Origin of the sequence: Exiguobacterium sp. H66, from assembly GCF_018618705.1 — a bacterium.
Lineage (GTDB): Bacteria > Bacillota > Bacilli > Exiguobacteriales > Exiguobacteriaceae > Exiguobacterium_A > Exiguobacterium_A oxidotolerans.
The window spans coordinates 14,287-33,014 of the sequence record NZ_JACSMQ010000002.1; the positions used below are offsets into that span (position 1 = coordinate 14,287).

Consider the following 18,728-nt stretch of genomic DNA (forward strand, 5'->3'; position numbering starts at 1 on the left):
AAACTACCAACGAAGCATCGTTGGTAGTTCAAGAACAATCAATCCTATACGTCACTTACTCTGACATCATTCTTCCATCGTCGAGAGGTCACCCGCTTCAAGATTTAGTTCCCACGCCTTCAAGACACGGCGCATGATTTTACCACTCCGGGTTTTCGGTAGCTTGTCTCGGAAGTCAATCTCACGTGGCGCCGCATGTGCTGCCAGTCCTTCTTTGACGAACGCCTGAATTTCTTGTTTCAATTCTTCAGTCGGTTCATAGCCGTCTCGTAACGAAATGAAGGCTTTGATGATTTCACCACGTACTGGATCCGGTTTCCCGATGACACCGGCTTCTGCAACTGCCGGGTGCTCGACAAGACGACTTTCAACTTCGAACGGTCCCACCCGTTCTCCTGCCGTCATGATGACATCATCGACGCGTCCTTGGAACCAGAAGTATCCTTCATCATCCATATATGCAGAATCTCCTGAAACGTACCATCCTTTGAAGAAGTATGATTCATACTTTTGTGGATTATTCCAGATTTGCCGCATCATGGATGGCCACGGTGTTTTCAAAGCTAAATTGCCCATTCTAAACGGAGGTAACTCATTCCCTTGATCATCGATGATTGCAGCTTCTGTCCCAGGAATCGGTTTCCCCATCGACCCTGGTTTGATGTCCATCGATTTGTAGTTGCAAATCATCATTGCCCCTGTTTCCGTCATCCACCACGTATCATGGATGCGTTGGTCGAATGCTTCTTTTCCCCAACGAACGACTTCTGGGTTGAGCGGTTCTCCGACGGATAACACGTGCCGTAAGCTCGACAAGTCATGTGTTTGTGCGACGTCTGCGCCGGCCCCCATCAGCATCCGGAATGCGGTCGGTGCACTATACCAAACCGTTACCTTGTATTTTTCAATGACACTGTACCAAAACTCTGGATTGAACCGACCACCGACGATGACATTCGTCGCACCATTTAAGAAAGGGGCAAAAATCCCATAACTCGTCCCCGTCACCCAGCCCGGATCTGCTGTACACCAATAGATATCATCTTCCTGAAGGTCAAGAACCCAACGTCCGGTCATCATGTGTTGAATCATAGCATTTTGAGCGTGTAAGACCCCTTTTGGTTTTCCCGTCGACCCGGACGTATAATGTAAGATGAGACCGTCTTCCCGGTCGAGCCAAACCGGTTCGAACACATCTGACGCGGACTCGAACACTGACCGGAAGTCCAGTAGCCGATCTGTCGTCTCGATGTCTTCATCGACTAAAAAGACGGATTCGAGTGTCGATAACTCTTCAAGCGGAACACGTGGTAATAATGCTTTCGTCGTAATCAACATCTTTGCTTCAGAATCAAGCAAGCGGTCGCGTACAGCTTGTTCCATGAAGGCTTCAAACAACGGACCGACGATTGCTCCGACTTTCAAGGCACCGAGCAACGCAAAATAAAGTTCTGGCGAACGTGGCATGAAGATAAAAATTCGGTCTCCTGCTTTGATTCCAGCATCCGTCAAAACGTTTGCCGCTTTGTTCGTCAAACGTTTCATGTCAGCATACGTAAAAGTTTGCTCCGTCGTTCCATCAAAGTAAATCAGAGCTTTTTTATTCGCTCGTTCACCTTCAGCATGACGGTCAATTGCTTCATGGGCCATATTGACTTTCCCCGTCGTTGCCCATGAAAAATATTGTTCCGCTTCTTGCCAATCGTATGACGCCGATTCATTATAGTCGGATAACCAATGCTTACCCGGAAGCGCTTTCAAAACTTTCATCTCTCGTTCCTCCCCTTCTCTATACTCCTCTCCATTATAAGCTAGTTATGGTGTAGTTCAATCGATTGCCGTTAATTTGTTAAAAAATCCCTCTCTTTCCGCAACTCGCTTCGGCTATAATAAAGAGAAAGGTGGTGACGCTTACATGTTTGAAAAACAATTCAATCATCGTACTCATGAAACATCGCTCGGTCCAGTTGAAATCGAAGGACCTGTCGCGAGTAAACAACTCGCCACTTACCTCCTCGATGACGGTTTAACTGCCTTCAGGCAACCGAAAGAGCAGCATCAAGCGCTCCTTGAAATCGCGGATTTAGATGAAGGACGGATCATTATCGCTAGGCAAAATCAAGAAATCATCGGCTATGTCACATTCCTTTACCCTGATCCCTATGAGACATGGAGCGAAGGAAATAATCCATATATTTTAGAGCTAGGTGCGATTGAAGTGTCTGCTCGTTTTCGCAGTCAACAGATTGGTAAAAAGCTTCTCGAGGTATCGATGCTCGATCCGGCCATGGAAAACTACTTAATCTTGACGACCGAGTATTACTGGCATTGGGATTTAAAAGGCAGTGGACTATCTGTTTGGGATTATCGAAAAATCATGGAAAAGATGATGAACCACGGGGGTCTCGTCTTTTTCCCGACCGATGATCCAGAGATTGCATCGCATCCGGCTAATTGTTTAATGGCACGTATCGGGAAACATGTCGCACCAGAAGTCGTCGCTCATTTCGATGCTTTACGGCTCCGCCGTCGCTTCATGTACGATTAAAGGAGGAATAGCATGTTAATCGAACAAATCATGAAGACGAAGTGTATTACGATTCAACCAACAAATTCTATTGCGCATGCCGCAGAATTGATGCAACGTCATGAGATTCGCCATATTCCCGTGACAAACGCCCGTCATGAACTTGTCGGTCTCATCGGTTTAAAAGAGCTCCAAAGTGCAAGCAGTGTCTTTCATCCAGATACCCTTCACGTTGATCAACAAAATTCCGTTTCAAGTATCATGCAACAAACTCCTATCACGGCACACCCGCTTGATTTCATTGAAGACGCCGCGATTTTATTTTATGAACATCGCTTATCTTGCTTACCGATTGTTCGGGGACGGCGTCTCGTCGGCTTAATGACAGAAACCGATTTGCTTCGGACATTCGTTCAATTAACAGGAGCGCTCGAGCCGAGCTCACAAATCGAAGTGCGTGTTGAAAATACAGCGGGTACATTAGCAAAGATTGCGAATCTACTCGCCAAAACGAATATCAATATCTTAAATGTCCTCGTGTATCCTACGCCTGATCCGTATGTCCGCATCGTCGCTTTTCGTGTCCAGACGATGAATCCGATTCGAATCATCGAAAAGTTACGGAAGGAAGGATTCGATGTACTCGGTCCCGACGTCAGCCGATGAAAGAGTTTGCTTATATTTACAGTGAGGAAGAAACGAATTATCGTTTTTCCGATACACATCCTTTCAACCCAATTCGACTGGACTTGACCGTCTCTCTCTTAGAGACGATGGGGGCACTCAAGGACGTCGACTGTATCGCACCACGTCGCGCAACGGATGAGGAGTTACGACTCGTACATGATGCCGATTATATTCAAGCCGTCAAGCTGGCGGGTCAAGGTGAACTGACACCAATGAAGGCACAGATGTATGGGCTCGCAACAGAAGATACACCCGTCTTCCCTGACATGCATGAAGGTGCCGCACTACTCGTCGGTGGAACAATTGAGGCTTGCGAACTCGTCTTGTCCGGACGATATAAACGGACATTTCATATCGCGGGTGGTCTGCACCATGGTTTTCGTGGTCGTGCTTCAGGCTTTTGTATCTACAACGATACAGCAGTCGCCATGGCGGCGATGATTGAAAAATATGCGTGTCGTATTCTTTATGTCGATACCGATGCGCACCATGGCGATGGTGTCCAGTGGGCTTTTTATAATCGTTCTGATGCCATGACGCTGTCACTGCATGAAACAGGACGTTATCTCTTCCCGGGGACAGGTATGGTGACAGAGCGCGGATCTGAAGAGGGTTATGGCTTCAGTTGGAACATTCCATTTGATGCTTTTACGGAAGACGCTTCGTTTTTACTCGCCTATCGGACTGCCTTGTTCGAAGCCTGTGAGTTGTTCCAACCTGACTTGATCATTACGCAAAATGGTGCCGATGCCCACGCGCTTGATCCATTGACTCACTTGTCGCTCACGATGAAAAGTTATGAACAAATTCCGCAAATCGCTGTCGAAGCAGCAAACCGTTATACGAAAGGCCGGATTGTCGCTTTAGGCGGAGGAGGATACGATTGGTACCGTGTCGTTCCCCGCGCCTGGAGTCAAGTCTTCGCAGCTTTGACAAATCGTGCACCATTTAGTGGGGACCTCCCGAAAGACTGGATTGAGCGATGGACAAAACAGAGCACGACGGTTCCGACCACGTGGGCAGATCAATTGCCAGTGTACCCTTCGATTCCCCGTCGACCTGAAATCGAGGAAAAAAACTGGGAAACCGTTAAACGACTCCTATGGCCATTTATCGATGACGCGAAAAAAGACCGTTTAGCAGAAGCTTCACCCTACTCGAGTGATTAAAAATTGTCCTGTACTTTTCACATATACTTCGTTCGGATTTCACAAGTTATTGGTATACTAAATAAGGTTTCAATACTTTACATAGTAAATGAATAATTGGGGGACTGAACATGAAGAAAATGATGGGGATGAGTGTTGCCGTACTTGCAACTGGTCTATTTCTTGCAGGATGCAACAATAGCGACGAAAAGGCGATGGACCACGACGCGATGCAAGGTAGTGGGAAACCGGCAGTCGACGTCAAAGTAGTGGTTCCAGCAAAAACGATGGCTGATGAAAAGGTCATATTTAAAGCAACTGCTGTCGAAGATAAAAAAGCAGTCAATGTAGAAGATGTGACGTTCGAGATTTGGAAAGCAGACGAAAAAGATACTGCTCATAAAAAAATTAAAGCTACTTTGGAAAAAACCGGCTCGTACCAAGCAGAAGCAACACTCGCTGAGGGCGAATATGAAGGTCTCTATCATATTAATGATAAAAAAGGTCTACATCATATGGATAAAATTTCTTTTACTGTGATGGATCATTCGCATGAAGAAGCTTCACATACTGATGCTGATCATGATCATGCTTCGAGCGAAAATCTTGCCGTTCACTATATGGGGGCAACGAAAGTCACGGCAGGTGCGACGCTCCCCGTTTCGTTTCATATTTTTGAAAAGGGTGAAGTCTTAAAAGCAGATGTCCAAGCCGAAGTCATCGAAGAAGGTGTCGAAAAACATACGTACATTCCACTAACGTTGAAAGACGATATGTACGTCGGTCAAGTCAAATTAGCACAAGCTGGTCAAACGACGGTCCGACTCCACGTCGAGAATGATCAGTTGCATCACCATCAAGATCAACTTATTACCGTGACACCTTAAATAATTTAGAACAAAACAAAAATCGTCTTTTTTCCTAGACTCGACTAGGAAAGAGGACGATTTTTGTTTGAACATCATGAACGTGTAGAGTCCCGGTGCTCAATCCGGTGCGGTAACGTTACATCATTTGTTTCAATTTCTTCTTGATTCAAGATTTTAGTCAACAGACGCATCGAAACTGCTCCGATATCATACATCGGTTGCACGACAGTCGTCAGCTTCGGACGAATCATCGTCGCGAGACGTGTATTATCGTGTCCGATGACTTCGAAGTCTTCAGGAACACGGTGACCTGCGTCCTGTAAGGCATGAATGACACCGAGAGCCATTTCATCCGTCCCAGCGAAGATTGCACGTGGGCACTCCTCACCGAGTTCAAGCAGTTGGTTCATTGCCTTCATTCCTGAATCATACGTGTAGTTTCCTAAAACGACATTTTGTTCGTCAAACGGAAGATTGGCTTCTTCCAGGGCATTACGGTACCCGGCAAATTTCTTCTCACCGTTAATCTGTTGCTCGAGTGGACCCGTGATGAACCCGATCCGTTTATGTCCATGATCGATCAATGATTTGACGGCGTCATATGCCGCACTCTCGTAATCGATGTTGACAGCAGGAAGATCATAGTCTTGATTGAGCGTCGCTGCTAATACGATCGGCACAGGGGATGTTTTGAATTCGCGGACTAAATCTTCATGAAGGCGTCCACCCATGAAAATGATGCCATCGACTTGTTTTCCGAGCAACGTATTCAAGAGATGGATTTCTTTTTCACGATTTTGATCGGAATTACATAAAATGATGTTGTATTTGTACATCGTCGCGACATCTTCAATCCCACGCGCTAAATCGGCAAAGAAAATATTTGAGATATCCGGTACGATGACTCCGACCGTTGTCGTTTTTTTACTTGCGAGTCCACGTGCGACGGCATTTGGGCGATACCCGAGTTGATCGATTGCATCCTGGACTTTCTTGCGCGTGGATGGCTTGACGTTCGGATTTCCGTTAACTACCCGGGAGACAGTCGCCATCGAAACAGCGGCTTCGCGTGCTACATCATAAATTGTAATATTACTGTTCAAAGCAAATTCCTCCTTATTTAAACAATCATTTCGTTTTCATTCTCATTTTCATTTTTAGACAACACGAAAGGAAGACAGGAAAAGATATCTTTCTTTTCCCATTCTTCCTTCATTGTAAAACGTTTTCATTCGCTATAGGTTACCCTTTTTACAAAATCATTGAACGTTTAGTGCCGGAAAAGTTGACGTTAAGTTTTCGACGAACGCATCGAATTCTTTAAAATCAAGTTGTTGGTTCGCATCAGACAGTGCCAATGCAGGGAATGGATGCACTTCGACCATGACGGCATCTGCCCCAACAGCATATGCAGCTTTCGCCGTCGGTAAAAGAATATCTTTTCGTCCTGTCGAGTGTGTGACATCGACCATGACAGGAAGATGCGTTTCTTGCTTCAGGATAGGAACGGCAGAAATATCAAGTGTATTCCGTGTCGCGCGTTCGTAAGTACGAATACCGCGCTCGCATAGGATGACTTGATCGTTCCCGCTCGCCATAATGTATTCAGCTGCGTACATGAACTCTTCGAGTGTTGCTGAAAGACCACGTTTTAGAAGAACGGGTTTGTTCGTACGCCCGACTTCTTTTAACAAATCGAAGTTTTGCATGTTACGTGCACCGACTTGAATGATATCAACATATGGTAAAGCAGATTCAACGGCACTCGGCGTCATAATTTCGGTAATGACATGTAAGTTATGCGCATCTGCTGCTTTTTTTAACATCTTCAATCCTTCTAAACCGAGCCCTTGGAAATCGTAAGGCGATGTCCGTGGTTTGTATGCCCCACCACGCATGAAACGAACACCATGCTTTGCAAGCTGTGCGGCTACTTCAAAGACTTGTTCCTCACTTTCAACGGCACAAGGCCCAGCAATCAGTTGTTGGGATCCGTCACCGATGACATCATCTCCAACACGGATAATCGTATTCGTTGGTTTTTGTTTACGTGACACGAGCAATTTACGTGTCCGGTCTTCCCCCTGTAGTTCAAGTGACGCTTTAAAAATCTCTTTGAACATATGCTGAAGGCGCCCATTTTCAAAAGGACCATGGTTATTTTCGGCAATCGACTCAAGCATCTGACGTTCACGAACCGGGTCGTAACGGTCGAGCCCTTGCGCACGTTTTACTTTACCGATTTCGACGGCGATTTCGCCCCGCTTGTTGATTAATTCTAGTAAATCAGCGTTCACTAAATCGAGTTCATCGCGTAAACGTTTTAATTCTGCTTGTTGATCCATCTGTCTACCACTCCCTAATCAGCATATAGCTCGTAATAGCAACTAATTATAGCCGACTTCATGCCGATTGTACATGATAGAACTACTCGAACCCATTCTTTTTTTTGATGTGCTCTTATCAAATCAAATTATACAAAAAAATAAAACGTATTAGCTATTAAAAGCAGCTAATACGTTCAGTAAATTACTTCTTCGGCTTTTTCTCGTTTGCCATGTCTGCTTGCGGATCGTTTTCCTCAGCCTCATCTTCTTGATCTTCTTCTAAACCTTCACGCAGTTCTGAAAGATCAGCGACAGTCTCTGTATCGAGTTGTTCCGCAACAGCTGCACCGTTCACTTCCTCACCGATTTCACGTTCGATGTCTCGTACGAGTTGTTCTGCTTCTGCGAGTGCTGTGTCAATGCTTGCCTGATCTTTTTCAAAACCAGCGTATTGTGCCGCTTCTTGAACAGTTGAATTTTTTTTCGCTTTTTCGATGACCGGTGCTGCTTTATCTTTTGCCAGTTGAATCCATTCGCCGACGAGCGGCTCCGCTTTTTCACGGACCACTTGCGTCTGTTCATTCAAGCGTTGACGTGCAGGAGCTGTACGCTCATCGAGCATGCCACGCATCTCGCTTCCTGACTTCGGACTTGAAAGTAACGCAGCGGCTGCACCAATCAATCCTCCAACGATGATACCTGCTAAGAAGCCGCCACCTTTTGAAGTATTTTGGTCCTGGGCTTGGTATGGGTGTTGTTTTGTCATGATTTACGATCTCCCTTCAATTCATCTGGAATACTTTCAACATCCGGCACTGACACGACTTCCGGTGTCACCGGTGTATCTGCCTGTTTACGGAAACGGCGGCGTTGTTTTTTCTCCACCGTTGTCGTAGCCGTACTAGAAGATGAAACAGGTTGACCTGATTCCGGTTTATTCTTTTTAAAGAGTTCAACAGCGACTGAACCCCAACGAACCGCTTGAGCAATCTGTTCTTTGTTCGTATCTGCTGCCCCTGCTACTGTATCAGAAACAGTTCGAACAGAATCCGTCACTTTGTTTAGCGATGTGCCTAACTCTTCAATCGAATTCGCAACCGGCGCAAGGAGCTCTGTTTTTTCTTCGATTGTATCGACAAGACGATTCGTTTTATGTAGCAACGCCGTCGTCTCCATCATAATTCCGTCTAACTGGCGTTCAAGCCCTGCTGTCGTGTCTGCGACATTATTTAGTGTCTTGCTTGCTGCACCAAGTACGCGCGCAAGGAAGATAACGAGCACTACGAATGCGATCGCAGCGACTAGTCCGGCGATACCGCCTAATGTGATTTCCATGATTCATGCCTCCAATTTCTTTTGCTAGTGTCTTGTTGGTAGTTCGACGTATCTCGAGTCGTTCCTGCTACTCCAATTGGTTTATTTCCGTTACAATGATAGATGAAACCTACATACGCAAATTAGAGGGGGAACTATTCATGCGCGATTCACGTCTTACACAACTTGCAACGAACTTAATTAATTATTCTGTTGCACTCGCTCCTGGTGAAAAAGTTTTAATTGAAAATTTCGGAATTGAGCGCGAATTAGTCGAAGCACTCGTTGATGCTGCCTATGAAGCAGGCGGACTTCCATTCGTCCTGTTGAAAGATAATCGTATCCTACGAAAATTATACCGAAATGCATCAGAAGAGCAACTTCAATTGATGGCTGACATCGAGCAAAAGCAGATGCAAGCGATGGACGCTTATATCGGCTTACGTGCCGGGGATAACATCAATGAATTATCTGACGTGCCATCGGACAAAATGAAGTTATACGGACAAACATTAGGGAAAATGCATACCCAAGATCGTGTTAAAGGAACGAAATGGGTCGTCCTCCGTTTCCCGACAGCTTCGATGGCTCAACTTGCCAACCAATCGACAGAAGCGTTTGAAGACTTCTACTTTGATGTCTGTACGCTGGATTACGAGAAAATGGGCAAGGCGATGGAACCACTCGTCGAGCTGATGAACAAGACCGATCGTGTCCGCCTCGTCGGGGACGGGACAGATTTAACGTTCTCGATTAAAGACATCGCCGCAATCAAGTGTGCCGGTAATGCCAACATTCCGGACGGTGAAGTCTTTACGGCCCCTGTCAAAGATTCCGTCAACGGCGTCATTTCCTATAATACACCGTCACCTTATCAAGGATTTACGTTCGAAAACGTAAAATTGACGTTCGAAAACGGAAAAATTGTTGAAGCAACGGCGAACGATACGGAGCGCATCAATCAAGTGTTTGATACAGATGCCGGCGCCCGTTTCGTCGGTGAGTTTGCGATTGGTGTCAATCCATTCATCCAACATCCGATGAAAGATATTTTATTTGACGAAAAAATTGATGGCAGTTTCCACTTTACGCCGGGTCAAGCTTACGCTGAAGCCTATAACGGAAACGATTCTTCGGTCCATTGGGACTTGGTCAACATTCAACGCCCGGATTATGGCGGCGGTGAAATTTGGTTTGACGATGTCTTGATTCGTAAAGATGGACGATTCGTCCTTCCTGAACTCGACGTCTTGAACCCGGAAAATCTAAAATAAGTAGAAAACGGATGGCCGAATCCTCTAAGGATGCAGTCATCCGTTTTTGTTCACTTATTTTTTTAGTGTCGCACGCAACATCCAAATTTGTTTTTCGATTTCTTTTGCTTGAGCCAGTAAATCATCTTCGACCGTCACGTCTTGCGCCTCTAAATGTTCAATCGCTTCAAGCATTTCTTTACGTACTTGTTGGAAGTCGCTGATGACGGATTCAACCATCTGATCGGCAGATAAGCCAGATTTTGCTTCTTCAAGCGTCGTCTTCTCCAAATATTCTTTCATTGTCGCTGAAGGATTTCCATTGTTCATCAACAGTCGTTCTGCGACAACATCATATTGCTCAGATACCCACGTGTACAATTCCTCTAGTTTAACGTGTAACGTCAAAAATTCTGGTCCTTTAATGTACCAATGATAATTATGGAGTTTTACGAATAAAACACCATAGTTTGCAACTTGTTGGTTTAGTGCTGTTTTTGCGTGATTACTAATCATCTTCGATTACCCCTCTCACGAATTGTAATTTGTTCTATATCATCTTTATCCTTAAATAACATAGAGTAAACATCTTTTTGTGGAGAATCCCGTGATGTTCTTCAAAAGTTTTCATTACTTTTGACGTTTTAACCCCTTCAGCATGTATCCCCCTTTGAAGTCGACCGAATCGAAAGCAACGAGGAATGCTTTTGGCTCATATTCTTCGACTAAACCACGCAATACTTTCATCCGCGTCCGTGCAGCAAGTACATCGAGCCGGTACCGGACACCGTCTCGTCCTTGTCCTTGGTAATGGGTGACACCAAATCCGTTATCGCGGATGACTTGAATCAGTTCAGCCGGAAATTCTTGTGTATGGACTTGAATCATGTTGTAGCCAATCGCAAGTTTTCTTTCGACGAAGCCACCAATTAAAATACCGAGCCCGAATCCGAGTGCGTAGACGACCATTCCGAGCGTCGTCAAGTCACGGAACACGACGCCTAAAGCAAAGATATAGATTAACGTTTCGACCGTCCCGAAGACACCGGCGATGACAGTCCGCCCTTTGACGAGCATGATTGTCCGGAGTGTCAGGACAGGCACGTAAATGAGCTGCAATAATAAAATCAAGAAAATTTGTCCCATGTGATTGATTCCTTCCTAAATTAACATACCCCCACTATTCCAAAATTCAATTCAAGATGCAATAAAAAAATGGTTCGGCGTACGTCATCTTTTCTTAACTTCACGAAACCGACAAAAAAGGCATGGATGCCTGAATGCACCCATGCCTTTTACTGATGAAACATTTTATTTTGTTCCTTCATACTGCTGTTGGTACGTTTGGATATCCCCCGCACCCATGAACAATAGAACAGCATTGTCATGTTTACTCAAAATCGAAACATTATCTCGCGTCAAGATGTCAGCGTTCGGAATCTTCTCTTGGAGATCCTCAATCCGAACTTGCCCTTCTTGCTCTCGCGCCGATCCGAAAATCTCACAGAGATACGTAGCGTCCGCTTCCCGAAGTGATGTCGCAAAATCATCCATGAAGGACTTTAGGCGCGTGTACGTATGCGGTTGGAAAATCGCGATGACTTCCCGGTCCGGATATTTTTTACGTGCCGATTCGATCGTTGCACTGATTTCTTTCGGATGGTGTGCATAATCATCGACTAAAACTTGTGATCCGAAATTCGTTTCACTAAAGCGACGCTTAACTCCTCCGAATGAAGACAGACGTGCTGCGACGTCCTCTTTATTCAATCCTTCATATTGACAGATCGCGATGACCGATAAGGCATTCAAGACATGGTGTTGACCGAACCCTGGAATCAGGAACGTACCGTAAAAGTCGTCCCGTAAATAAACATCGAATGATGTTCCGTCTGGCGTCGACTTGACATTCTCTGCCCGGAAATCATTGTTTTGTCCAAAACCATAATACAATACAGGCACATTCGCTTGAATGTTTTGAAGATGTTCATCGTCTCCACACGCAATGATGGCTTGCTTGACTTGCATCGCCATCTCCTGGAATGCTGAAACAACGTCATCAATGCCTGTAAAATAATCCGAGTGATCAAAATCGATGTTCGTCATGATTGCATAATCTGGCTTGTAGTATAAAAAGTGACGTTTGTATTCACATGCTTCAAACACAAATGCTTTTGCCTCTTCGACACCTGCACCTGTACCATCACCAATCAAAAATGCGGTTGGCGTGATTCCGCTTAAGACATGTGACAACAGACCTGTCGTCGATGTTTTACCATGTGACCCTGTGATTGCGACTGAACGATATTCGTCTGCTAGGTGACCTAAAAAATCGTAGTAATGATAAATTGTTAAACCAAGTTCATTTGCCCGCGCGATTTCTGGATGTTCATCACCAAACGCATTTCCTTGAATGATGATTTGATCTTCTTTGATGTTGTCGGCGTTGAACGGGAAAAACGGAATACCTTTCGCCCGTAAAGCGTCCTCAGTAAAGATGTGTTTTTCGATATCAGAACCTTGTACTTGATGGTTCATCTCATGTAATACTTGGGCAAGTGCACTCATTCCAGTCCCTTTAATCCCAACAAAATGATATTTTGTCATATAAAAGCCCTCCAATTCACGTTCCGGTTCGTACCATCGGGCTTGGGTACAAAACCTGTACCATTATAGCAAACCGACTTATTTTTTACCATGTAAATTATTTTGTTCACGTCGTGCACGATACATCGCCATTAAGTCTTTAGTTGTCATCACAACGTTGACAGGCGGTCCAACAGGTTTCTTGACTGCACTTGACTGTACTTGTGTTTTTTCTTCAGTCGCTTCTTCAGCATGCTTTTCCGTGAAGACATGTTGTTCTTGAACGGTTTCCGTCTCAAGGACATGTTCGACGATGTTTTCCGAAGAAATCTCATCTCCGTTTTCGACGGGAAGTGGTACCGTGTCTTCACTAAAAGATGTCACTTCTAATGATTCATCTTGTTGTTTTAATTCAGTGACTAGTTCTTCTTCAACTGGCTCTTGTTCCGTTAGAGCTGAATCAAAAGATTCTACAGCAAATGCTTCAGTTGATGACTCGATTGATGGGTCAGGGTTGAGTAGTTCAGAATCCGTCACTGGAACAAGACCTGCGTCTACTTCGGTTAAGTCCGTCTGTTCCATCGTCTCGATCCCTGACGCTTCAATTGTTTCATCTGTCATGTTCTCAAGCGCCTCATCGGTTTTTCCCTCTTCTGATTCACTTGAAACGTCCATTTCCGATTCAATCGAAGTTACATCTTCTTGGATCGACCGTTGCTTTTTAGGCCGTTGGAATCCGTAAATAGGCGATGGAACATCCGTCAACACGAAGCGATCTTCTCGCTCTTCTTTTTTCGGTCGTTCGACTGGAGTCGTCTCTTTTTCGCCCGCTAATTCCCGTCGAATCCGTGCCGCTTGTTCCTTCAATGACTGTTCGTAACGATTGCTCATTCCTTCACCCCTCCATCTTGTTAAAAAATCGGCCGAATCAACGGCCGATTAAGAATGCCTCTCCAGTATGCGCTGAATCCTCTAATACAAGAATTCCTTTTTCTTGTGGTGCGTCTGGTAATGCGAGTTCACGGGCAGAACACAGCATCCCGCTTGACGGTATACCTCGAAGTGCAGAAGGTCGAATGATTAAACCGGATGGCATGACCGCCCCTGGTTTAGCAACGACAACTTTTTGTCCTTCTGCGACGTTCGGCGCGCCACATACAATTTGAAGTGTGTCTCCGTCCACCTCGACTTGGCAAATCGATAGTTTATCCGCATCCGGATGTTTTTCACAAGAGCTAACGTATCCAACAACGAATTTTGGTGAGTAATCGATGTCATCGATTACAAACGTTACGCCGTTGTCCGCTAAAACGGTTTGAATTTTTTTGACGAGTTCGGGTGTCAGTTCAACTGGTCCGACTGCATTCAATTCAAATTGCTGTGACGCTTCAAAGATATTGTATCCAATCACGCGCTCATGATGGAAAATCGTCGCGACAGCACCTGCACGTTCAGCCGTAACTTCCGCTCGTGGTGCATCTGATAAGATGACCATCAAGACGTCACCGACACCTTCTTTATTATAAAACACATTCATTCAATCCATGACTCCCTTCAGACTTTCTCACAATGCTTATTGTATCAGATTATTCAAGGTTTCGGATGCTTGTTTTTCGCAAGGACGAAGACCGGTTCAAGATTTCCGTCTTCATATAGGAACGGGAGTGCCGTAACCGGTACACGTCCATTTGTGAAGAAGTCAAACATTAGCTGTTGGAAGACATCATAGCCCGCGTCATTTCGGATATCCGCAAAAATTAAGACGTCCTGATGAGGAATCCCAATCGAAAATTCGCCTGTCACTTTGTCTGCATAATCTGCTAACAATTGTTTGTTGAGGACGCGGCTAGCCTCATAGCCATCTCCTGTACTCAAGAAATAAAAGACATTTCCTGCGACTTCATCGACCTTGAATGGTGCTTCGAGCGACTTCAAGTTGAAGCGTGCTGCTTCAGACAAGTGTTCAGTCGTCCACCCCGCCTGTTCAACTAAATCTTCATCAATTAGGCGGTAGGTCGCTCCTAAGTCAAGAGCATACATGATTTTTGTTTCACCCGTATGTGGCGTACTGATGATTCGTTTGCCATCTTTCGTTTCGTCAGCGAACGACTTCGCTCGGATGACTGGTAATACTTTTTGTTCATTTCCGACTAATGAGACAGGCTCCGTTTGTTCCAGAACCGCTTTGATGTACTCAATCGTCTCTTCAACAGCAATGACACCTCGCCGCTTTGCCTTTGCGACGAGCGGGTTTAATCCAAGGTCAACGCCCGTCCGGTCTTGTTTTCGTTCAATCCGAAGGACCGATTTTTCACGATCAAAGTACGTCGTATAACGTTCTTCTTCAAATGCTTCCGTCACCATGCGGCGAATTTGTTGCAGTTCCATGGGTCATTTCCATCCTTTCTTAATGAAAAAAAGCGAGACAGCGCTCGCTTTCGTGTCAGACTGTTTCTAAAAATTCGGTCACTTGTTCAGGTGTTTTACGTTCTTTTCCGACGTAACGTCCTGTTTCTTCGTTTCCACGATAGGCAACGAAACTCGGAATGCCGAAGATGTCCATTTCCTGGGCAATTTCCATATGTTCATCACGGTCGACGTAATAAAATTCAAACTCACTGAACTTACTTTCAATCTCTGGCATGAACGGATCAAGAAAGCGGCAGTCCGGGCACCAATTTGCTGAAAAGAGAAAAACAGCATTTCCTTGCTTCGCTGTTTCAAATAGTTGTTGAGAGTCAAGTTTTTTCATCGTAGTTCCTCCTTCGATTACTTCTTAATTTCATTGGGTACATCATAGCATATTCGAATGTTTCTGTGCGTTTTCATGCTCTGTTTGCTATACTTCAACTAGAAAACGCCTTGAAAGGAAATCACTATGACGGACCAACCTATTAAACATCCATTCGAACGTTTCGTCGGCTTCGTCGGAATGACGAGTTGCCTTCGCTACGGTTACTCTTTTATCGATTCTGAACGAGGATTACCTGAGATTTTAGCATTCTTAGTTATCGGGTTTGCGATTATCCTTGTCCTTGAAGCACTCGGGAAACGTGTCGCCCGAAAGTTACCAGTCGTCCGGATGCGTTACTTGACCCCCCTCTATTTAATTTATCTCTACGTATTTCTGACGAGTTTCTACTCGAGTTCGTTCGGTTTTTCTTTATAATGACAAAAGGGACTGACTTAAAAGCGTGAACGACTCTCAATTAATTAGAAATGGCCGACGATCCCGTGAAAAGTGGGATCATCGGCCATTTGATTGATGGAGGACGGAAACGTCCGCCACAAGGATTATTTTTTTGACTTATGAGTCAGCCCTTTTTTTAGATTCAATAGTCGATTTTTAAATCGCCGTCCTTAATACGTCCATACCGGTACAGTACCCGGTAAATTAGATAACTGATGATTGCCGGAGCGACGAAACATAGGATGCCGACAGCAAGATAATATTCTGTCGTGAAGCCCATTGTCTTCAGTACCATCAATGGACCAACTAATCCGCTCGTCCCCATTCCAGAACCCGCCGGATTACTTTCGAGACTGAACAAGACTGTCGCGAATGGTGCCAACAACGCACCGGCAAGCGTCGGGGGAATGATCGTCCACGGATTACGGATGATGTTTCCGACTTGAAGCATCGATGTCCCGACCCCTTGTGCAATCAATCCACCAATCCCGTTATCACGATAACTGATGACACCAAATCCAATCATTTGGGCTGCACAACCGATCGTCGCTGCCCCTGCGGCTAATCCATCCAGTCCTAACATGATGCCTAAAGCAGCACTTGAAATGGGCGCTGTCAATGCGAGTCCCATGACCGTCGCAACAAAAATCCCCATCAGCAGCGGTTCGCGTTCCGTTCCCCAGCGAATGACTTCCCCGAGATCCGTCATCAACGTTCCAATCCAAGAACCGATATACTTCCCACTGAAAAAGCCGATCACTAACGTAAGTAAAGGGGTCACGATAATATCGAGACGCGTCGTTTTTGAAAACAGTTTTCCGGACTCCGTCGCAATCAACGCCGCGATATAGCTCCCGGCAGGTCCGCCTGCTTCATAACCGAACGCTCCGACAACGACTGCTGAAAATAAAATCAACGGCGGTGCCTCTAAAGCGAACGCGACAGCAACACCAATCGCTGGTCCGGTCAACGCAATCGCTTGATCCCCAATCGTGACGAGAATCGATGCATCGACTCCACGTGTCATCAAACCGTCGCCAATCGTTTTCAGAATCAATCCCATAATCAACGAGCTAAATAAACCGAGCGCCATATAACTGAGCACTGTAATGAAATAAATCCGAGGGCTTAATGATATTCCTTTATCTTTTAACAAGTCGCCACGTCCTTTTCGTCAAATCAACGTTATTATAACAAATTCCCCATAAAAGAAAACACAAATGTTATTTCATCTGACAAGACATGTGTTTCGCGAAAAAGAAGGTGAATTTGTCCATAGAGACAAATCCACCTTCCGGATTGCTTACTTCACTTGTAGTGTCGCGAGCGTTGTCGCATCCAATTGCGTGACGAGTTTTTTCAACAACTCTTTCGCCGCATCGTAGTCATCCGTATGCATGATTGAAGCATGCGTATGGATATAGCGAGCCGGTAAGCCAACGACCGTCGTCGGAATCCCATTGTTCGAACGATGAATGACACCGCCATCCGTCCCGCCCGCTCCAACATAATACTGATACGGAATCTGATTCGATTCTGCCGTATCAAGTACATAATCCGTCATTTCCTTCGATAGAATCATGACGCTATCCTTGATGCGTAACAAAGGACCTTGACCAAGTTGACCAAACTCCGTTTTATCGCCCGAAGCATCGTTCGCTGGTGAAGCGTCGACAACAAATGCGACATCCGGATCAATCATGTTCGTCGCCGTCTGTGCTCCGCGTAATCCTACTTCTTCTTGGACAGTTGCACCAGAGAATAAGACATTCGGATGATCGGCTGCCTTCGTCTCTTCAAGCAACTCAATCGCCATACCGACCCCATACCGATTGTCCCAGGCTTTCGCCATGATTTTTTTCGGATTCGCCATCGGTGTGAACGGGAAGAATGGAACAGCCGGAATTCCTGGTCGGACGCCAAACGATTCCGCTTCTTCTTTTGAATCCGCCCCGATATCGATAAACATGTCTTTGATCGCCATTGGTTTATTCCGCACTTCCTCTGTTAAGAGATGTGGCGGTGTCGATGCGATGATTCCCGGAATGATTCCATGATCGCCGCAAATCGAAAAGCGTTGTGCAAGTAGAACTTGACTCCACCAACCACCGAGCGGCTGAATCCGAAGCATCCCGTTCTTCGTGATTTGTGTGACCATGAAGGCAACTTCGTCCATGTGACCTGCGACCATCACTTTCGGACCATCGGCCTGACCCGTCCGTTTACCGAAAATCGATCCGATACCATCTGTAACGATTTCATCCGTCACCGGTGTAATCCGCTCTCGGACGAACTGTCTGACTTCATGCTCAAACCCCGGAGCCCCGTTCAATTCCGTCAATGTTTTAAATAGATCTTTTGTCTTTTCATTCACTATGTATCGCCTCCTATTTTTCTATTATACAAAAAAATGCTTCAATCACTTAAGCTTTTGTTTCTATCTTGACGAATTATTTGGTACAGTAGGTATAGAAACCTGTAAGGAGGGGAAATTTTAATGAAAAAACGCTATTGGATTATCGGTTTGGCAGCAGCTGTCGTTGCAACTTTCGCAGTTAAGAAGGCTGTCGACAACAAACAACTATCTGCCGAGGAAGCTCTCGAAATCACGAAACGCACATTTTCAGCAAAAGGACGTGTCCAAGGTGCATGGATCTCTGCAACACCAGAGGCGTACGCATATGAGTCACGTGACTACCAAAGCTACAAAGGTGGCATCTCGGTCCTTGAAGGTGACGATGAAAAAACGTATCAATTCACAGTTGATGCAGAAACAGGCGCTTTACTCGAATACGCATAATATCGGGACCATACTTCGTCAGTCGAA

At 45.3% G+C, this 18,728-nt stretch carries 21 protein-coding genes; 7 read left to right on the forward strand and 14 right to left on the reverse strand.

From position 1 onward, the window contains the following. Positions 1-66: 66 nt before the first annotated feature. Entirely contained in the window at positions 67-1,770 is a 1,704-nt protein-coding gene (acsA, locus tag KNP88_RS03405) for an acetate--CoA ligase (RefSeq protein ID WP_214892277.1), read from the reverse strand. Between the two features lie 145 nt (positions 1,771-1,915). Between acsA and KNP88_RS03410 the strand changes: the two genes are divergently transcribed. From KNP88_RS03410 to KNP88_RS03425, 4 genes are all read left to right on the forward strand, one after another. Continuing rightward, positions 1,916-2,548 carry a GNAT family N-acetyltransferase gene (locus tag KNP88_RS03410; RefSeq protein WP_214892280.1) on the forward strand — a complete coding sequence of 211 codons (633 nt, stop codon included), beginning with the start codon at positions 1,916-1,918 and terminating at the stop codon, positions 2,546-2,548. Between the two features lie 12 nt (positions 2,549-2,560). After that, entirely contained in the window at positions 2,561-3,193 is a 633-nt protein-coding gene (locus KNP88_RS03415) for an acetoin utilization AcuB family protein (protein ID WP_029331172.1), read from the forward strand. Continuing rightward, on the forward strand, positions 3,190-4,383 hold the full coding sequence (locus tag KNP88_RS03420) for an acetoin utilization protein AcuC (RefSeq protein WP_214892282.1): 1,194 nt from the start codon (positions 3,190-3,192) through the stop codon (positions 4,381-4,383). The genes KNP88_RS03415 and KNP88_RS03420 overlap by 4 nt, the downstream gene beginning before the upstream one ends. Positions 4,384-4,493: 110 nt before the next feature. Beyond that, positions 4,494-5,249 (forward strand): FixH family protein, encoded by a 756-nt coding sequence (locus KNP88_RS03425; protein WP_214892284.1) that lies wholly within the window; start codon positions 4,494-4,496, stop codon positions 5,247-5,249. Between the two features lie 74 nt (positions 5,250-5,323). Here KNP88_RS03425 and ccpA read toward each other — a convergent pair whose 3' ends face one another. From ccpA to KNP88_RS03445, 4 genes are all read right to left on the reverse strand, one after another. Then, entirely contained in the window at positions 5,324-6,334 is a 1,011-nt protein-coding gene (ccpA, locus tag KNP88_RS03430; protein ID WP_088837632.1) for a catabolite control protein A, read from the reverse strand. 156 nt (positions 6,335-6,490) lie between these two features. Beyond that, the gene (locus KNP88_RS03435; RefSeq protein ID WP_088837633.1) at positions 6,491-7,576 is read right to left on the reverse strand and encodes a bifunctional 3-deoxy-7-phosphoheptulonate synthase/chorismate mutase; all 1,086 of its coding nucleotides are present in this window, start codon (positions 7,574-7,576) and stop codon (positions 6,491-6,493) included. Positions 7,577-7,760: 184 nt separating this feature from the next. Further along, positions 7,761-8,324 carry a YtxH domain-containing protein gene (locus tag KNP88_RS03440; protein WP_214892286.1) on the reverse strand — a complete coding sequence of 188 codons (564 nt, stop codon included), beginning with the start codon at positions 8,322-8,324 and terminating at the stop codon, positions 7,761-7,763. Further along, entirely contained in the window at positions 8,321-8,893 is a 573-nt protein-coding gene (locus KNP88_RS03445; protein WP_029331178.1) for a DUF948 domain-containing protein, read from the reverse strand. The genes KNP88_RS03440 and KNP88_RS03445 overlap by 4 nt, the downstream gene beginning before the upstream one ends. Positions 8,894-9,033: 140 nt before the next feature. On the opposite strand from KNP88_RS03445, the gene KNP88_RS03450 reads away from it, so the two are divergent. After that, positions 9,034-10,146, forward strand: coding sequence for an aminopeptidase (locus KNP88_RS03450; protein ID WP_214892288.1), 1,113 nt, complete (start codon positions 9,034-9,036; stop codon positions 10,144-10,146). A gap of 54 nt (positions 10,147-10,200) precedes the next feature. On the opposite strand, the gene KNP88_RS03455 is transcribed toward KNP88_RS03450, so the two are convergent. From KNP88_RS03455 to KNP88_RS03485, 7 genes are all read right to left on the reverse strand, one after another. Further along, positions 10,201-10,641, reverse strand: a complete 441-nt coding sequence (locus KNP88_RS03455) for a Dps family protein (RefSeq protein WP_214892290.1) — start codon at positions 10,639-10,641, stop codon at positions 10,201-10,203. A 114-nt stretch (positions 10,642-10,755) separates the two neighbouring features. Further along, the gene (locus KNP88_RS03460; protein WP_088837636.1) at positions 10,756-11,271 is read right to left on the reverse strand and encodes a DUF5698 domain-containing protein; all 516 of its coding nucleotides are present in this window, start codon (positions 11,269-11,271) and stop codon (positions 10,756-10,758) included. A gap of 165 nt (positions 11,272-11,436) precedes the next feature. After that, the gene (gene murC, locus KNP88_RS03465; protein WP_214892293.1) at positions 11,437-12,732 is read right to left on the reverse strand and encodes a UDP-N-acetylmuramate--L-alanine ligase; all 1,296 of its coding nucleotides are present in this window, start codon (positions 12,730-12,732) and stop codon (positions 11,437-11,439) included. Between the two features lie 78 nt (positions 12,733-12,810). Continuing rightward, the gene (locus tag KNP88_RS03470; RefSeq protein ID WP_214892296.1) at positions 12,811-13,602 is read right to left on the reverse strand and encodes a hypothetical protein; all 792 of its coding nucleotides are present in this window, start codon (positions 13,600-13,602) and stop codon (positions 12,811-12,813) included. A 37-nt stretch (positions 13,603-13,639) separates the two neighbouring features. After that, positions 13,640-14,248, reverse strand: coding sequence for a YtpR family tRNA-binding protein (ytpR, locus tag KNP88_RS03475; RefSeq protein ID WP_214892298.1), 609 nt, complete (start codon positions 14,246-14,248; stop codon positions 13,640-13,642). Between the two features lie 53 nt (positions 14,249-14,301). Continuing rightward, on the reverse strand, positions 14,302-15,099 hold the full coding sequence (locus tag KNP88_RS03480; RefSeq protein WP_214892300.1) for a DUF1444 domain-containing protein: 798 nt from the start codon (positions 15,097-15,099) through the stop codon (positions 14,302-14,304). A 55-nt stretch (positions 15,100-15,154) separates the two neighbouring features. Beyond that, positions 15,155-15,463, reverse strand: a complete 309-nt coding sequence (locus tag KNP88_RS03485; RefSeq protein WP_029331186.1) for a thioredoxin family protein — start codon at positions 15,461-15,463, stop codon at positions 15,155-15,157. A gap of 126 nt (positions 15,464-15,589) precedes the next feature. On the opposite strand from KNP88_RS03485, the gene KNP88_RS03490 reads away from it, so the two are divergent. Then, positions 15,590-15,880, forward strand: a complete 291-nt coding sequence (locus KNP88_RS03490; RefSeq protein WP_029331187.1) for a hypothetical protein — start codon at positions 15,590-15,592, stop codon at positions 15,878-15,880. Positions 15,881-16,043: 163 nt separating this feature from the next. Here KNP88_RS03490 and KNP88_RS03495 read toward each other — a convergent pair whose 3' ends face one another. Both KNP88_RS03495 and KNP88_RS03500 read right to left on the reverse strand, forming a co-directional pair. Further along, positions 16,044-17,057, reverse strand: coding sequence for a PTS sugar transporter subunit IIC (locus KNP88_RS03495; protein WP_214804333.1), 1,014 nt, complete (start codon positions 17,055-17,057; stop codon positions 16,044-16,046). Positions 17,058-17,204: 147 nt separating this feature from the next. After that, the gene (locus tag KNP88_RS03500; protein ID WP_088837642.1) at positions 17,205-18,275 is read right to left on the reverse strand and encodes a M42 family metallopeptidase; all 1,071 of its coding nucleotides are present in this window, start codon (positions 18,273-18,275) and stop codon (positions 17,205-17,207) included. 123 nt (positions 18,276-18,398) lie between these two features. Between KNP88_RS03500 and KNP88_RS03505 the strand changes: the two genes are divergently transcribed. Beyond that, on the forward strand, positions 18,399-18,701 hold the full coding sequence (locus tag KNP88_RS03505; protein ID WP_029331190.1) for a PepSY domain-containing protein: 303 nt from the start codon (positions 18,399-18,401) through the stop codon (positions 18,699-18,701). Positions 18,702-18,728: the final 27 nt, after the last annotated feature.

Coding starts and splice junctions, on each gene's coding strand:
- KNP88_RS03410 (WP_214892280.1), top strand. CDS start 1,916: ATGTTTGAAAAACAATTCAATCATCGTACTCATGAAACATCGCTCGGT.
- KNP88_RS03485 (WP_029331186.1), bottom strand. CDS start 15,463: ATGAAAAAACTTGACTCTCAACAACTATTTGAAACAGCGAAGCAAGGA.
- KNP88_RS03440 (WP_214892286.1), bottom strand. CDS start 8,324: ATGACAAAACAACACCCATACCAAGCCCAGGACCAAAATACTTCAAAA.
- KNP88_RS03490 (WP_029331187.1), top strand. CDS start 15,590: ATGACGGACCAACCTATTAAACATCCATTCGAACGTTTCGTCGGCTTC.
- ytpR (WP_214892298.1), bottom strand. CDS start 14,248: ATGAATGTGTTTTATAATAAAGAAGGTGTCGGTGACGTCTTGATGGTC.
- KNP88_RS03435 (WP_088837633.1), bottom strand. CDS start 7,576: ATGGATCAACAAGCAGAATTAAAACGTTTACGCGATGAACTCGATTTA.
- KNP88_RS03450 (WP_214892288.1), top strand. CDS start 9,034: ATGCGCGATTCACGTCTTACACAACTTGCAACGAACTTAATTAATTAT.
- murC (WP_214892293.1), bottom strand. CDS start 12,732: ATGACAAAATATCATTTTGTTGGGATTAAAGGGACTGGAATGAGTGCA.
- KNP88_RS03425 (WP_214892284.1), top strand. CDS start 4,494: ATGAAGAAAATGATGGGGATGAGTGTTGCCGTACTTGCAACTGGTCTA.
- KNP88_RS03480 (WP_214892300.1), bottom strand. CDS start 15,099: ATGGAACTGCAACAAATTCGCCGCATGGTGACGGAAGCATTTGAAGAA.
- KNP88_RS03415 (WP_029331172.1), top strand. CDS start 2,561: ATGTTAATCGAACAAATCATGAAGACGAAGTGTATTACGATTCAACCA.
- KNP88_RS03420 (WP_214892282.1), top strand. CDS start 3,190: ATGAAAGAGTTTGCTTATATTTACAGTGAGGAAGAAACGAATTATCGT.
- KNP88_RS03455 (WP_214892290.1), bottom strand. CDS start 10,641: ATGATTAGTAATCACGCAAAAACAGCACTAAACCAACAAGTTGCAAAC.
- KNP88_RS03505 (WP_029331190.1), top strand. CDS start 18,399: ATGAAAAAACGCTATTGGATTATCGGTTTGGCAGCAGCTGTCGTTGCA.
- KNP88_RS03460 (WP_088837636.1), bottom strand. CDS start 11,271: ATGGGACAAATTTTCTTGATTTTATTATTGCAGCTCATTTACGTGCCT.
- KNP88_RS03470 (WP_214892296.1), bottom strand. CDS start 13,602: ATGAGCAATCGTTACGAACAGTCATTGAAGGAACAAGCGGCACGGATT.
- KNP88_RS03445 (WP_029331178.1), bottom strand. CDS start 8,893: ATGGAAATCACATTAGGCGGTATCGCCGGACTAGTCGCTGCGATCGCA.
- acsA (WP_214892277.1), bottom strand. CDS start 1,770: ATGAAAGTTTTGAAAGCGCTTCCGGGTAAGCATTGGTTATCCGACTAT.